Source organism: uncultured Winogradskyella sp. (genome assembly GCF_963975125.1).
GTDB lineage: Bacteria > Bacteroidota > Bacteroidia > Flavobacteriales > Flavobacteriaceae > Winogradskyella.
Genome location: NZ_CAXBGB010000001.1, coordinates 30,421 through 44,152, shown reverse-complemented (window position 1 = coordinate 44,152; position 13,732 = coordinate 30,421). Strand labels below are relative to the sequence as shown.

Below are 13,732 nucleotides of genomic sequence, written 5' to 3'. Positions count from 1 at the left end.
TAGTTATTACATTTGTTCTATGGGGAAATCATCTAATACAGGGCTAGTAACAGCTAAAGAAGTCGCTAAGGCAATCCATGCTGACAAGTACGGATTCCTAGGAACATTCTTTGGTTGGATATTAATGAAAGTCTTGAAGATTTCTACTCTTAACAAAATATATAATCGCAATAAGCATCTTAATAATCTCGAATTTTTAGATGGTATTTTGGATGAGTTTCAGATTAAGTTTGAAATTCCTGAAGCAGATATGAAACGCCTACCTAAAGAAGGGCCTTATATTACGATTTCTAATCACCCTTTAGGTGGTATTGATGGAATTTTACTCTTAAAACTGATGATAGAACAGCGGAGTGATTTTAAAATCATTGCTAATTTTCTATTGCATCGTATAGAGCCTTTAAAACCTTATATAATGCCAGTTAATCCTTTTGAAGACCGAAAGGATGTAAAAAGTAGTATTGCTGGGTTTAAAAATGCGATTTTACATTTAAGAGAAGGGCATCCACTAGGTGTTTTCCCTGCTGGTGAAGTATCAACTTATAAAGATGGGAAATTAGTTGTGGATAAACAATGGGAAGAGGCTGCTATGAAGCTTATTCAAAAAGCAGAAGTGCCAGTTGTTCCTATTTATTTCCACGCAAAAAACAGCAGACTTTTTTATAGGCTTTCAAAAATCAGCGATACACTGAGAACAGCCAAGTTACCTTCAGAATTATTAACCCAAAAAAGACGTGTTATTAAAGTAAGAGTTGGCAAACCTATTTCAGTAAAAGCTCAAAAAGAACATCAAAGCTTACCTGGTTTTTCTGAGTTTTTAAGACGAAAAACATATATTCTGTCACATGCTTTTGAGGAAAAACCAAAGATTTTAGATAATATTCAATCTCAACTAAAAGTGCCAAAACCGCCAAAACGTATTGTAACACCTGTAGATTCAGAAGTTATGATTAAAGAGGTAAAGACACTAAAAGTTAAAGATTGTAGATTGCTAAAAAGTAAAAACTATGAAGTGTATTTGGCTGCTGCGCCAGACATACCTAATATTTTAAGAGAAATTGGCCGTTTAAGGGAGATTACTTTTAGAGCAGTTGGTGAAGGTACAAATGAAGCTATAGATTTAGATACTTTTGATACGTATTATCATCACATGTTTTTATGGGATGATGATAAAAAAGTATTGGCTGGTGCATATAGAATGGGGTTGGGTTCTAAAATTTTTGAACGTTATGGTATAGATGGTTTTTATTTACAAGACTTATTTAGGTTTGAGCCAGAGTTGCATAAAATGATGAGTCAATCTCTAGAGTTAGGGCGTGCTTTTATTATTAAAGAATACCAACAAAAACCAATGCCATTATTCTTATTGTGGAAAGGGATAGTACACACCACTTTACGATACCCTGAGCACAAGTTTTTAATTGGAGGAGTGAGTATAAGTAATCAGTTTTCAAATTTCTCTAAGAGTTTGATGATTGAGTTTATGAAATCACATTATTACGATCCTTACGTAGCGCAATATGTGCACCCTAAGAAAGAGTTTAAAGTAAAGCTGAAAGACGCAGACAAAGACTTTGTTTTTGACGCTACAGAAGCCGATTTAAATAAATTTGACAAAATCATTGATGAGGTAGAGCCAGGAGCATTACGTCTTCCTGTTTTATTAAAAAAATACATTAAGCAAAACTGTAAGCTTATTGGGTTTAATGTAGATCCATTATTTAACAATGCGGTAGATGGTTTAATGTATATTAAAATTGCCGATCTTCCAGAAAGTACAGTACGACCTGTAATGGAAGAGTTTCAGGCCGAGTTGGAGCGGAAATTTATGGATAACCATGATAAATAAAATAGACATATTCGTCGTGTTATTTTTAATTACCATTATCTCTAATGCTCAAACTCTTTCAGGAAAAGTAATAGACGCTCAAACTCAACTACCTTTAGAAACGGTTTCTGTTTATTTTGACAATACAACGATTGGTACAACAACCGATGAAAACGGAATTTTTTCAATTGATTATACAGACGCCGTTCAATCTACACTCGTTATTTCGTATTTGGGATTTGAAAAAGTATTCATTGTAGAATATAGAAGTCAACAGAATATCACCATACTTTTAAAAGAAGCTATTAATGAGCTCGATGAGGTTGTTATTGATGCAGATGATGGTATGCCTAGAGCTCTAAAACTAAAATGGTTTAGAAAAGAATTCTTGGGTAAATCTAAATATGGTAAATCATGTAAAATTTTAAATGAAAAGGATTTAAAGTTTAGGTATAATAAAAGAAATAGAACCTTGATAGCTTGGTCTAATAAATCGATAATCGTAAAAAATAAAAGCTTACAGTACGAAATAAGTTTTGATATTATTGATTTTGAAATTGTTATTGGCAGCTTTAATGCTAGGTCTGTTACTTACACAGGTACGTCCTTTTATAAAGACCTAAATGCCTCAGGCAAAAAACGGATACTTAAAAACAGAAAAGACGTATATGATGGCTCTATACAACACTTTATGAGAGCCTTATATAATAAACAGTTAGAAGAACAAGGTTATATATTTGGTAAGGATGGATTTAAAGTTGATCCCTACGATTTCTTTACTATAGATAATATCAACAAATATGGCTACAGAATTGTGGCATTAAAAGAGAAGCTAGATATCTATTACAAAAATGATACAGAATCAGTTATACAAACCTCAGTCACTGAATTTAAAGTAGATAAATACGGTAATTATACTCCAATACCAGATGTGCTTTTTGGTGGTGAAATGGGTAGTCAACGCGTTGGTGATTCGTTGCCTTTAGATTATGGGCTAAAAGGCTAAAACAAAAAATCCAGAACGCTAATTCTGGGCTATTACTATTATTATAAAGGAGAAAAAATTTATCTAACATTAGATAAAAGTGCATTATACTTTTAAATTTATAAATCATGAGAACAATAATTTTAATGTTAAGCCTAATTTTTGTTGTGAGCTGTAATAATGACGATGATAACGACCCTGAATTTCAACCAACAGAAATAAATTTTTCAGGAGTAGGAAGAGGTTCATTATTAGGAAATGGGGATGAAGGTATAGAACAATACAATTTGCTGATAAACAATGATTCAGATTGGCAATATTTGATGACTCAGATGAATATTACCAATAATGTTACAGCGGGTTTTACAGAAACGGATATTGATTTTGAAACCTATTCTATTGTAGCTGTTTTTTTGGAAATAAAACCTGTAGGTTGGTACTTAGAGATTACTAATATCATTGAAAATGAAGATAACATTGCCTTAACAGTTGAGGAGGTTGAATCGGTAGCAGCAATAATAACCCAGCCTTTCCATATTGTTAAAATACCTAAAACAGAAAAAGAAATAGTTTTGCAATAAGAGCTAGAAGTTAATAAAAATAAAAAACCCAGAACGTTAATTCTGGGCTATTCCATTATTATATCTAAACTAAATGTTTAGAACCAAGGTTTTTTGCCTACTTGATACGTGTTATAGAATTCTTCATCCGATTTTGTTAAGTAGATGATACCTTCTATTAACCCAATTAAACTTGTTGCCCAAACCACTAAGACACCAACACCTACACATGACAAAATGATGCCAACAATTGTAATTCCTAGTAAAATGCCACCTTCTTTATTATAGCCTAAAATAAATTTATGTACACCTAACCACCCAAGAAGAATTCCTAAGATACCAGCCAAAACTTTTTTATTATCTCCCGAAGAACTGTTAAAAGCTTCTTTAGCATTATCTACAAATTCTGTAGCAGTTTCCTTGGCGTCCTCAGCAAACTCGGCTGCTTTTTCTTTAGCATCTCCGGCAAGTTCTTTAGCGTCATCGGCTAATTTACTTGCTTTATCGCTTACTTTGTCTGCAGCTTTTTTTGCTCCTTCTTTAGCATCACCTAACATATCGTTAAGGTCATCCCCTAAATCTTTATTGTCTTCTGACATAGTTTTATAGTTTTGATTAGAATGTTAAAGTTAATAAAAATGCTCTTAATGTTTTTATTTCTTTCCAAATAACTTTTGAAAGAAGCTAAGCCCTTGCTTCTTCGTCTAAACCGTTGTCTTCTATTATAGTAAAGTGTTTAATTTATATGTAGAAAAACCGATTAAATAGTTATAGTCTTACTTAAAAGCTTGGTCAATAGGCTCCCAAAGTTCTATTTTGTTGCTCTCGTTATCGAGTATCCAACCAAATTTACCGTAATCGTATTCTTCCATTTCTCCTACTATTGTAACACCTTCTTCCTTTAAAGTCACTAATAAGTCCTTCAAATTTTCAACTCTATAATTAAACATAAAGTCTTTTTTAGAGGGTTCATAATATTTGGTGTCTTCTGCAAACGGACTCCATTGCGTGGAGCAATCTTTTCCCTCTTTGTCTTTCCACCAAAAGGTGCATCCGTAATCATCAGTATTAAAACCTAGATGTTTTTTATACCATTTTTTTGAGGCTTTTGGGTCTTTGGTTTTAAAGAATAAGCCTCCAATACCTGTTACTCGTTTTTTCATTTTATCCTGAATTTATTTCAGAACCTCCTAAAGAGTTATCCTGAATATTATACATTATTTTTTTAGCGCTTTTTCATAAATATCAATCCATTCTTTCACAGACATTTTGTCCAAAAGCAATTTAATTAAATCATACGGAATATCCTCGATTTTCTTAAAACGAACACAGCTTTTCCCCATATCTAATTTGTATTTAGAATACTTAGGATATTCTGAAACAAACCAGTCGTACAATTCTTTTTTTGCATACATACCAGCATGGTATAATGCAATAAAGTTCTTTTGAGAAGCTAAATTTATAAAAGGTAAAGGAGGAAATGGTTTACAGTGATAACCATCCGGATAAATAGATTTTGGGACATAATACGCTAACATGCCATAGCCCATACCAGCTTCTAAGCCTTTAGGCATGTGCTTTTTAATAAGGTTGTTTAATTTAGTGATTGGTGCTTTACGCTCTTCTGGGAGTTGGGCAATGTATTCCTCGGCTGTTGTAGCTGCTGATGTCATAATTGAGTTAGTTTTTGCCTTGTAAAATTAATCCTGATATTAAAGATACAATAAACCCTAGAATCATTACAGATGAAAACATCATAAAAGCCATAAAACCAGGTGTTCCATAATCTTTCATTTGTTGTGTGAGCTCAGCACTTTTTACTTTTAATTCCATAGGAGACATAGTTGTTTCCATTTTTTTTATAGAATATTCTAAGTAGTCACTTGCAAAGTCTGGATTAATTTGAGCAGTGTATATATAATCAAAAAAAGCGACTCCTATAGCAGAGAATAATGCGATTAGCATTCCAATTCCAATGGCTTTAGCCAAAGATACTTTTCCGTTATTTACGTTGTCTCTGTAATGCTTAATTCCGAAGTAAACAAATAATAAAGAGAGCACCATGGACGTATATCCAATAAGTTCGCCGTAGTCAAAATCTACACCCATTCCAAATAAGAAAGGCAATCCAAAGAATACAAACCCACTTATTAGAGCATAGAGTCCGTACTTAATTACTGTATTATTCATTTTTTAAATTATGTATTTATTAGTTGACCAAAAGTAGGAAGAAAGTGATCTGCAAGTCTCATACTAAAGTACTAAATTGATAATACTTTAGTTGTGAAATTAAAAAATCAAATGATATTTAGACTTTTTGAAATTTGAATGGCTTGTGTTCGTCGTTTGGCATTAAGTTTTAAGAAAAGGTTTGATACATGTGTTTTTATGGTGCTTTCTGAGACAAATAATTTTTCTGCTATCTCTTGATTAGATAATCCTAGAGTGACTTCTTTTAAGACTTCATACTCGCGTTTGCTTAAACCTAATTCTTCAACTTTTTTTAAATCTATTTCGCGATTAGAGACTGGTGCTTGTTTCTGAGTTCTCTTATTTATCAATAGTCCAAGACCTAAAAAGGCAAGGGCAACAAATGCTAAAATGTATTCAATTCGCAAGTCGCCACTAATTATTGTGTATTTACTAAATTGAAATAATAGCAACAACGCTAAAATTAGCAATCCAAAAACGAGAATAGTCTTCTTCATATTTATTTTCCGTGAAAGCGGAAATCTTTTTAAAACCTTTCGACTGTGCTTAAGGTGACATTTACTAACTTAAAATTAGCGAAATTTTGCTTTTATCTTATCTACAATAGTCTGGGCAAGTTTAATCTTACTTTCAATAGTCCAACCAGCAACATGAGGAGATAGCAAAACGTTATCTGCTTTAATTAAATACTGAAAGGCAGGTGGCATCTCTACTTCGCGCGATGTGACAGATGGTTTAAATAAATTCTCAAAAGAAGCCTTTTCATACTCCAAAACATCGAGACCTGCACCGAGAATCTTACCAGATTTTAATGCTTCCACTAAATCTTGAGTCACTACACTTCTTCCACGAGCTGTATTAATCAGCCAAAAAGGGTTTTTAAAATTAGTGATGAAATCTAAATTCACCATATTTAAGGTTAAAGCTGTTTGAGGTGTGTGCAAACTTAAAACATCAGTTTTTTCTTGAAGTTCTTCTAAAGAAACTTGCTTAGCATTTTTATCTCCAACTTTGGGTTTAATATCGTAACATATAACATCAATATTAAAACCTCGTAGTTTATTTGCAAAGGCTTTTCCCATATTGCCATAACCAATAAGACCTACCGTTTTACCGTCGAGCTCTAACCCACGATTAGCTTCTCTCAACCATTTGCCTTGTCGGACTTCGTTATCAGCTTTATTCAGTTTATTAAATAAAGACAGTAGCATTCCTAAAGCATGTTCTCCAACAGCATTTCTATTACCTTCGGGTGCAGAAATGAGATATATACCTTTTTGTTTGGCATAATCACAATCAATATTTTCTAAGCCAGCACCAACGCGTCCTATAAATTTTAGATTTTTTGCCGCATTTAAGAATTGCTTATCAATTGTAAAGCGACTGCGAATAATCATACCATCGTACTCATGAATTCTGGTTTCTATTTCTGATTTTGAAGAGGTGTAATCTTCATGACTTGTATAGCCTAACTCGTTAAGTTGCTTTATGAGTAATTGGTGATTACTATCTAGGTGGATAATTTTCAAATTTTTGGATATTTGGTTTGTGTGCGTTTGTGTTGTACATTACCAGTATGTGCGGTATTTAATTTTTCAAACAAAAGCACGTGTACTTCTTCATCGTTTTTGGTGGTAGGATTGTGCGCTACTCCTTTTGGTACAACAATAAATTCTCCAGGATTAATCACTTCAGTTCTGTCCCTAAATTGCATATAAAGTGTTCCTTTTACAACCTGAAATAATTCGTCTTCATTTTCATGGCTATGCCAAACAAATTCACCTTTTAATTTAGCGAGAATGACTTGCATATCATCAACCACAGCAATTTGATGCGGATGCCAGTTTTTACTAAACTTAGAAAATTTTTCTTTGATGTTTATTGTCTTCATGAAGTAAAGTTAACTATTATGAGATACTCAAACAAGTTCAGTATGACAAAGCAAGAAAGAATGTATAGAAATTAAATGCCTAGAATCAATTTAGAGATCATTAAATAGATAACTATTCCAAAGATGTCATTGCTCGTTGTGATAAAAGGACCTGTGGCAATAGCAGGATCAATTCCTCTTGTATCTAGAAATAATGGAATAAAAGTTCCTATTAGACCAGCAATAATAATTACTGCTACAAGTGATACTGAAATGGCTAGTGCTAATTTAAAATCTTGCTCCCATGCAAATACAAAAAGAAAGAGGAATAATGATAGTATAACACCATTTAAAGTTGCCAATAGCATTTCTTTAATTAGACGATTATTAATACTTCCTTTAACATCGTCATTAGCTAAACCTTGTACTATAATTGCACTAGATTGTACGCCAACATTACCAGCCATTGCTGCAATTAATGGCGCGAATAAAAATAGAATTATAGCTTGTTCTGGCAAGCTTTCTTCGAAATAATACATTATTATAAAAGCGCCAACGCCACCAATTAATCCTAGAAATAGCCATGGTAAACGTGCTCTGGTCAATTCTATAATGCTATCATCGGCTTCTACATCTTGGGTAATACCTGCAGCTAGTTGGTAATCTTTATCTGCTTCATCTTTTAAAACATCTACAATATCGTCAATGGTAATTCTGCCTAATAATGTTTGGTTATCATCAACAACAGGAATGGCTTCCAAATCGTACTTTGCCATAACTTTTGCAACATCTTCGGCATCATCATGTACATTAACCCAATCCACATTATCCTTAGCAATATCTGCGATTTTCTGTTCGCTTTTAGCAACAATTAAATCTTTTAGAGATAAACGACCAATTAATTTTTCTTCTTTATCAACTACATATATGGAATGTACTCTAGTGACTTCTGTTGCTTGCCCTCTAATACGACGTAAGCAACCAGCAACGGTCCATGTTTCATAAACTTTAACGAGCTCTTTTGCCATTAAACCACCAGCCGTATCTTCATGGTAAGCTAAGAGCTCTTGGATTTCTGCCTTGTGTTCTTTATCTTCTATTTGAGAAATTACAGCTTCTTGGCGTGCTTCTGAAAGTTCTGAAATAATATCTGCCGCATCATCTGTTTCTAATTCTTCAATTTCTTCGGCAATTTCCTTCGCAGAAAGGTTTTTAAGTATCCGTTCTCGATTATCCTCATCTAACTCCATTAGGATATCTGAAGTCAATTCAGAATCTAGAAGTTTAATCACATAAACAGCGTCCTCAAGATTTAATTCATCTAAAATTTCAGCAATATCAGCGTAATGAAAATCATTTAAAAGATTTTTGAGGTCGTTGTCATTTTTATCTTCTACAAGGGCTTCTACCTTTTCAATGAGCTCATCTGTAAGTTGAAATTGTATGTTATCTTGAATTTCTTTCACTTGGTATATTTTTGTCATTGCAAGAAAAGCGCGGCAACCTTTCTCTATACTCAACTAAGGTTTAAAGAGATTACCACGACCTTCGTACTCGCAATGACGTACGAATTAATTTTGGTCGTTTTCAATTAACAACGTAAGCTCAATAAATTGCGTAACACTTAATTGCTCTGGTCGTTGCCCAAATATAGTATTTGCTTTTAAATTATCCGACAGATTGAAAGTTTTTAAACTATTACGCAGTGTTTTTCTGCGTTGTTGAAAGCCAGTTTTTACGACTCTAAAGAATAGTTTTTCGTCGCAAGGCAGTTTGAAGTCGGCTTTTCTTTTTAGTAACAACACACCAGAATCTACTTTTGGTGGTGGATTGAAAACTGTTGGTGGTACAGTAAAAAGATATTCAGCATCATAAAATGCTTGTGTTAATACTGATAAAATACCATAGACTTTAGAACCTTCTTTAGAGCAAATACGCTTTGCAACTTCTTTTTGAAACATGCCTGAAAATTCAGGAATTTGATGTCTCAATTCCAAAGTTTTGAAAAGAATTTGTGATGAAATATTATATGGAAAATTACCAATGATAGCAAAAGGCTTATCCTTAAAAACAAGATTTATATCGTATTTTAAAAAGTCTTTTTCTATGATTCTATCGGCTAGATTGAGATAGTTGTTTTTTAAGTATTCAACAGATTCCGTATCAATTTCTATAACATGTGTTGTAATGTCTTTTTTGAGTAAATATTTGGTCAGAACTCCCATTCCTGGGCCAATTTCTAAGATGTCTTTATAGCCTTCTAAAGACAAACTATCTGCTATATCTTGCGCAATGGTTTCATCTTCTAAAAAGTGCTGACCTAAATGCTTTTTTGCTCTTACTTGGTGTTGTTTTGCCACTGATAGGAAGTATTAATTTATAGAGATTCTTCGCTTACGCTCTGAATGACAAACTTAATTGAAATTTACAGAATACTCATCAATAATTTCTAGTTCTGTTCTAAAGGCAAGAGATTTGTCTGCGAAACGTTTTATGCCTTCACTTCTTAATCGTTCAGCATCTTCTGCATAATAAGCATCTAAAGCTTCTCTAGAATGCGCTCTGTATTGAATGGAAAATGTATCTGCTTCATCATCATTAACCAACACTTTGGTCAGTTTAGCTTCTTTAAATTTACCTGTAGATAATACTTCTGGAATGTGTTCTTTAATCCAAACTAACCATTCTTTAGTTATAGTTTTATCGACGTTAACTGTGACGTTGTATATGATCATTTTGTATGCAATTAGTAATTTGCAAAAGTAAGAATAAGTGTCTAATTAATAGCATCTCCACGAAGCATTCTAAACTTCTTCCGAGCTTCAATAAAATAGATGCTATCTTCAAACTCAAAGATAATTTTTTCGTAGAGATGTTTAGCTTTTTCGGGTTTTACCAAATACGTGTTATAAAGTTCAGCTAAATAATAATGAGCATCATCAGCTAAAATGTCTTCTCTATAATCTTTGATGATTAGCAAATAGTTGGCTTCCGCTTTGTTGTACTGTTTTTTCTGTTCGAAAAGTTTTGCTTGCTGATATAATGCTTGGTCAGTGATACTTTCGCCTTTATGTTCTTCTAGTATTTTATTTAGAAGTGAAATGGCATCATCTGTTTTATTCTGAAATGCATACAAATCTGCTTTGGCATAATACTTTAATGCTGTTTGTGTACTGTCTTCATATTTATTATCAGAAATCAGTAGTTTTAAATCTAAGGCATCGTTTGCTATAAGCTGCGAAGTGGAAGACTTAAGAATTTTAAGTTGCGATTCTGCCCAATCAAAATCACCTTTATAATAACTTGTTTTTGCAACCTTGAAGCGAGCTTCTTGAGAAATAGTACTGTTTTTTAGATTAGCTTGAATTTGAGAATAAAAGATTAAGGCTTCATTGAATTTTTCTTGAAGCACTAAAATATCTGCCAATAACAATTTCACTTCTGCTTCCTGAAATTCAGAAATATTCAGTTTTAAACTTTTTCTCAAGAAGGTTGTAGCACTTTTAGTGTCTTTTTGGTTGAAGGCTAAAAATTCTCCATAAGCTAATTGTAACGGTAGGGTTAATTTAGATTTACCATATTCAACAAACAAATTATTATAAGTGTCGTCTATGCGTTTTAACTCTTTTTCATTTGCGCTTTTAGTGTCAATTTCTAAAATATATTGTTGTGCTGTTAAGGCTGTGCTAACATCTTGTGTGGTTTCTAATATATAATTAAAAATATATTTTGAAGTGTTACCATCATTATCATTAAGTGCCGTAACAGCTAATTCTTTGATACGATCTAAACTTTCGGGATTTCGTTTATAAAGGGCTTTTTCTTGAATGAAGGATTTATTGTATGCTTTTTCTTGCACATATAACCAACTGAGCATTTCGTACCAATACGGATTTGGTTCTTGCTGAATTTTTTTCAGCAAGGCACGTCTTAAATAGGTATTGTTTTCGTTAGACCTATTTTCAGAGATGAAATCACTAACGGCTCGCTTTATATTGTTTAAGTAATTTGGCTTATAAGCGATATACTCAATATAGTTAGCAAACATTTTTTCAATATTACCTTGGTCGCCATAAATGCGAGCTAATTGAATGCTATAGTTTTTATCTGGTGTGAGTAGTTTGCCTTTATCATACACACGAATGGCTTGTTCTGACAGTGAATGGTCTTCAAATTTTTTGGCTATACTATAGATATAGTTTGGTTTTTCATCAACATAAGCAATTGCTTCATTGTAGTATTTTACGGCTTTGTCTATACTATCTTTAAGTTGAAAGTTATAACCTAATTCAATAAGTAAGGTAGGGTTTCGTCTTTTTTCTAAGCGCTTAACCAAAATATTTTCGGCTATCTCATACTGTTCTAACTGTTGATGTGTTTCTACAAGTCTATAGATGTATTTGTAGCTATATGGTTTTTCTTTATTTAAATTTTGGTAGATAATAAGTGCTTTTTTAAACGCTCCTTTTTTATAATAGCTATCTGCAAGAACTTCGCTATTTTGAGTAAAGCCATAATTGAGCCCGAATAGTACAAGTATAATTAAAAAGATCCTCTGCATAAAAGCGTTTTTGTAAATATAACAAATGCTATATCTAGATATTGTAAATGTTTTTATAAAAAAAAGCCTAAACTTTACGTTTAGGCATTTTTACCAGCAAAATAAATGTGCTATTAACCATTATTCGTTATAAATATGATTCAATTACTTTGTCTTGGTGTTTTACTATTACTAATTATAGTTAAAACAAAACTTTAGTTACCATAACAATTAATGAAACGAGTAAAACTATTCGTTTTAAATTTTTCATAAATAGGTCAGTTCTAGATTGGGACTACTAACTTGATAAAAATAATTAAAAAAAACGAAGAAATACATAAAAAATCGATAAAAACCCCTTTTTTTTAACAATTCAAACAGTGTGTACAGTAATAATAGTGTTTATGAAATCACATCAAAACCAGTATAAGGCACTAAAACTTTAGGAATTTTGATGCCTTGTTCGGTTTGATAATTTTCTAATATACCTGCTAAAACTCTTGGTAAAGCCAATGAGCTACCATTTAAAGTATGGCATAATTCATTTTTACCTGCACTGTTTTTAAAACGTAGTTTTAAACGATTTGCCTGATAGGTTTCAAAGTTAGAAACCGAAGAAATTTCTAGCCAACGATCTTGTGCTGTTGAGAAGACTTCAAAATCGTAAGTCATTGCAGCAGGAAAACCAGTGTCTCCACCACATAATCTTAATATTCTAAACGGTAATTTAAGTTCGCGTAAAATGTCTTTAACATGCTCTATCATACCATCAAAAGCTTTATATGAATTATCAGGCCGCTCAACACGAATAATTTCTACTTTGTCAAATTGGTGCAATCTATTTAATCCACGAACATGTGCACCATAACTTCCTGCTTCACGCCTAAAACATGGTGTGTAACCCGTAATACCAATAGGCAAATCGGATTCGTTTAATAATACATCTCTAAACACATTTGTGCCAGGTACTTCTGCGGTTGGTATTAAATATAGATCGTCACGAGAATCGTGATACATTTGTCCTTCTTTGTCTGGTAATTGCCCAGTACCATAGCAAGATGCTTCATTTACTAAAAGGGGTAATTGGTATTCTGTATAACCAGCTGCTGTATTTTTGTCTAAAAAATAAGCAATTAATGCACGTTGTAGTCTGGCTCCTTTACCTTTATAAACAGGGAAACCTGCTCCAGAGATTTTATTACCTAATTCGAAATCAATAATATCGTATTTTTTCGCAAGTTCCCAATGTGGAACGGCACCATCAAATAACTTTGGAACTTCACCTTCATTATGAATTTCTTCATTATCCTTTTCTGATGAACCACTTGGAACAGATTCATGAGGCACATTAGGAATTCTATATAGTAATTCTGTAAGCGCATCAATCTTGTCATTGAGTTCTTGCTCAAAAGTCTTTGTCTTTTCTTTAAGTTGTGTCGTTTTTTCTTTTAATAGATTCGCCTTTTGTGCTTCACCAGATTTAAATAAGTTGCCAATTTCTTTAGACAAGGTATTAGATTCTGCTTTTGAATTATCTAAGCTCGTCTGAAGAGCTTTACGATCTTCATCTAATGCAATGGCTTCATTTATCATTTCGGTAGCATCGATATTTCGCTTTGCTAAACGTGCAATGAAATCTTCTTTATTTTCTCTAATAGAAGCAACTTGTAACATATCTTAAATTTTAGATTTTACGCGCAATAGCGTAAGAAAAACAAGTAACAAAAGTAAAAAGATT

At 32.6% G+C, this 13,732-nt stretch carries 15 protein-coding genes; 3 read left to right on the top strand and 12 right to left on the bottom strand.

Annotated elements, in window-relative coordinates; all coding sequences use genetic code 11:
- The first annotated feature begins 19 nt into the window (after positions 1 to 19).
- The 3 genes from AAC053_RS00195 to AAC053_RS00185 all read left to right on the top strand — a co-directional run bounded on the left by AAC053_RS00195 (position 20) and on the right by AAC053_RS00185 (position 3,394).
- Positions 20 to 1,849 carry a lysophospholipid acyltransferase family protein gene (locus AAC053_RS00195; protein ID WP_339751333.1) on the top strand — a complete coding sequence of 610 codons (1,830 nt, stop codon included), beginning with the start codon at positions 20 to 22 and terminating at the stop codon, positions 1,847 to 1,849.
- On the top strand, positions 1,839 to 2,834 hold the full coding sequence (locus tag AAC053_RS00190; protein WP_339751332.1) for a carboxypeptidase-like regulatory domain-containing protein: 996 nt from the start codon (positions 1,839 to 1,841) through the stop codon (positions 2,832 to 2,834). The genes AAC053_RS00195 and AAC053_RS00190 overlap by 11 nt, the downstream gene beginning before the upstream one ends.
- A gap of 107 nt (positions 2,835 to 2,941) precedes the next feature.
- A complete protein-coding gene (locus AAC053_RS00185) occupies positions 2,942 to 3,394 on the top strand; it encodes a hypothetical protein (protein ID WP_339751330.1) in 453 nt (150 codons plus the stop codon).
- A gap of 77 nt (positions 3,395 to 3,471) precedes the next feature.
- Here AAC053_RS00185 and AAC053_RS00180 read toward each other — a convergent pair whose 3' ends face one another.
- The 12 genes from AAC053_RS00180 to serS all read right to left on the bottom strand — a co-directional run bounded on the left by AAC053_RS00180 (position 3,472) and on the right by serS (position 13,668).
- On the bottom strand, positions 3,472 to 3,972 hold the full coding sequence (locus AAC053_RS00180) for an NINE protein (protein ID WP_339751327.1): 501 nt from the start codon (positions 3,970 to 3,972) through the stop codon (positions 3,472 to 3,474).
- Positions 3,973 to 4,149: 177 nt separating this feature from the next.
- Entirely contained in the window at positions 4,150 to 4,536 is a 387-nt protein-coding gene (locus AAC053_RS00175; protein ID WP_339751324.1) for a VOC family protein, read from the bottom strand.
- Between the two features lie 54 nt (positions 4,537 to 4,590).
- Positions 4,591 to 5,046 (bottom strand): DUF1801 domain-containing protein, encoded by a 456-nt coding sequence (locus tag AAC053_RS00170; RefSeq protein ID WP_339751321.1) that lies wholly within the window; start codon positions 5,044 to 5,046, stop codon positions 4,591 to 4,593.
- Between the two features lie 7 nt (positions 5,047 to 5,053).
- The gene (locus AAC053_RS00165) at positions 5,054 to 5,563 is read right to left on the bottom strand and encodes a DUF4199 domain-containing protein (RefSeq protein WP_339751318.1); all 510 of its coding nucleotides are present in this window, start codon (positions 5,561 to 5,563) and stop codon (positions 5,054 to 5,056) included.
- A gap of 107 nt (positions 5,564 to 5,670) precedes the next feature.
- Positions 5,671 to 6,081, bottom strand: a complete 411-nt coding sequence (locus tag AAC053_RS00160) for a LuxR C-terminal-related transcriptional regulator (protein ID WP_339751315.1) — start codon at positions 6,079 to 6,081, stop codon at positions 5,671 to 5,673.
- Between the two features lie 75 nt (positions 6,082 to 6,156).
- The gene (locus AAC053_RS00155) at positions 6,157 to 7,113 is read right to left on the bottom strand and encodes a 2-hydroxyacid dehydrogenase (RefSeq protein ID WP_339751312.1); all 957 of its coding nucleotides are present in this window, start codon (positions 7,111 to 7,113) and stop codon (positions 6,157 to 6,159) included.
- A complete protein-coding gene (locus AAC053_RS00150; RefSeq protein ID WP_339751309.1) occupies positions 7,110 to 7,475 on the bottom strand; it encodes a cupin domain-containing protein in 366 nt (121 codons plus the stop codon). Before AAC053_RS00150 ends, AAC053_RS00155 begins: the two co-directional genes overlap by 4 nt.
- Before the next feature lie 71 nt (positions 7,476 to 7,546).
- Entirely contained in the window at positions 7,547 to 8,938 is a 1,392-nt protein-coding gene (gene mgtE, locus AAC053_RS00145) for a magnesium transporter (RefSeq protein ID WP_339751306.1), read from the bottom strand.
- Between the two features lie 87 nt (positions 8,939 to 9,025).
- The gene (gene rsmA / locus AAC053_RS00140; protein ID WP_339751303.1) at positions 9,026 to 9,814 is read right to left on the bottom strand and encodes a 16S rRNA (adenine(1518)-N(6)/adenine(1519)-N(6))-dimethyltransferase RsmA; all 789 of its coding nucleotides are present in this window, start codon (positions 9,812 to 9,814) and stop codon (positions 9,026 to 9,028) included.
- A gap of 54 nt (positions 9,815 to 9,868) precedes the next feature.
- Positions 9,869 to 10,189, bottom strand: a complete 321-nt coding sequence (locus tag AAC053_RS00135; protein ID WP_339751300.1) for a DUF4286 family protein — start codon at positions 10,187 to 10,189, stop codon at positions 9,869 to 9,871.
- A gap of 41 nt (positions 10,190 to 10,230) precedes the next feature.
- Positions 10,231 to 12,015, bottom strand: coding sequence for a tetratricopeptide repeat protein (locus tag AAC053_RS00130; protein ID WP_339751297.1), 1,785 nt, complete (start codon positions 12,013 to 12,015; stop codon positions 10,231 to 10,233).
- 381 nt (positions 12,016 to 12,396) lie between these two features.
- On the bottom strand, positions 12,397 to 13,668 hold the full coding sequence (gene serS / locus AAC053_RS00125; RefSeq protein ID WP_339751295.1) for a serine--tRNA ligase: 1,272 nt from the start codon (positions 13,666 to 13,668) through the stop codon (positions 12,397 to 12,399).
- Positions 13,669 to 13,732 lie beyond the last annotated feature (64 nt).

Coding starts and splice junctions, on each gene's coding strand:
- mgtE (WP_339751306.1), bottom strand. CDS start 8,938: ATGACAAAAATATACCAAGTGAAAGAAATTCAAGATAACATACAATTT.
- AAC053_RS00160 (WP_339751315.1), bottom strand. CDS start 6,081: ATGAAGAAGACTATTCTCGTTTTTGGATTGCTAATTTTAGCGTTGTTG.
- AAC053_RS00175 (WP_339751324.1), bottom strand. CDS start 4,536: ATGAAAAAACGAGTAACAGGTATTGGAGGCTTATTCTTTAAAACCAAA.
- AAC053_RS00150 (WP_339751309.1), bottom strand. CDS start 7,475: ATGAAGACAATAAACATCAAAGAAAAATTTTCTAAGTTTAGTAAAAAC.
- AAC053_RS00170 (WP_339751321.1), bottom strand. CDS start 5,046: ATGACATCAGCAGCTACAACAGCCGAGGAATACATTGCCCAACTCCCA.
- AAC053_RS00180 (WP_339751327.1), bottom strand. CDS start 3,972: ATGTCAGAAGACAATAAAGATTTAGGGGATGACCTTAACGATATGTTA.
- serS (WP_339751295.1), bottom strand. CDS start 13,668: ATGTTACAAGTTGCTTCTATTAGAGAAAATAAAGAAGATTTCATTGCA.
- AAC053_RS00185 (WP_339751330.1), top strand. CDS start 2,942: ATGAGAACAATAATTTTAATGTTAAGCCTAATTTTTGTTGTGAGCTGT.
- AAC053_RS00195 (WP_339751333.1), top strand. CDS start 20: ATGGGGAAATCATCTAATACAGGGCTAGTAACAGCTAAAGAAGTCGCT.
- AAC053_RS00165 (WP_339751318.1), bottom strand. CDS start 5,563: ATGAATAATACAGTAATTAAGTACGGACTCTATGCTCTAATAAGTGGG.
- AAC053_RS00190 (WP_339751332.1), top strand. CDS start 1,839: ATGATAAATAAAATAGACATATTCGTCGTGTTATTTTTAATTACCATT.
- AAC053_RS00135 (WP_339751300.1), bottom strand. CDS start 10,189: ATGATCATATACAACGTCACAGTTAACGTCGATAAAACTATAACTAAA.
- AAC053_RS00130 (WP_339751297.1), bottom strand. CDS start 12,015: ATGCAGAGGATCTTTTTAATTATACTTGTACTATTCGGGCTCAATTAT.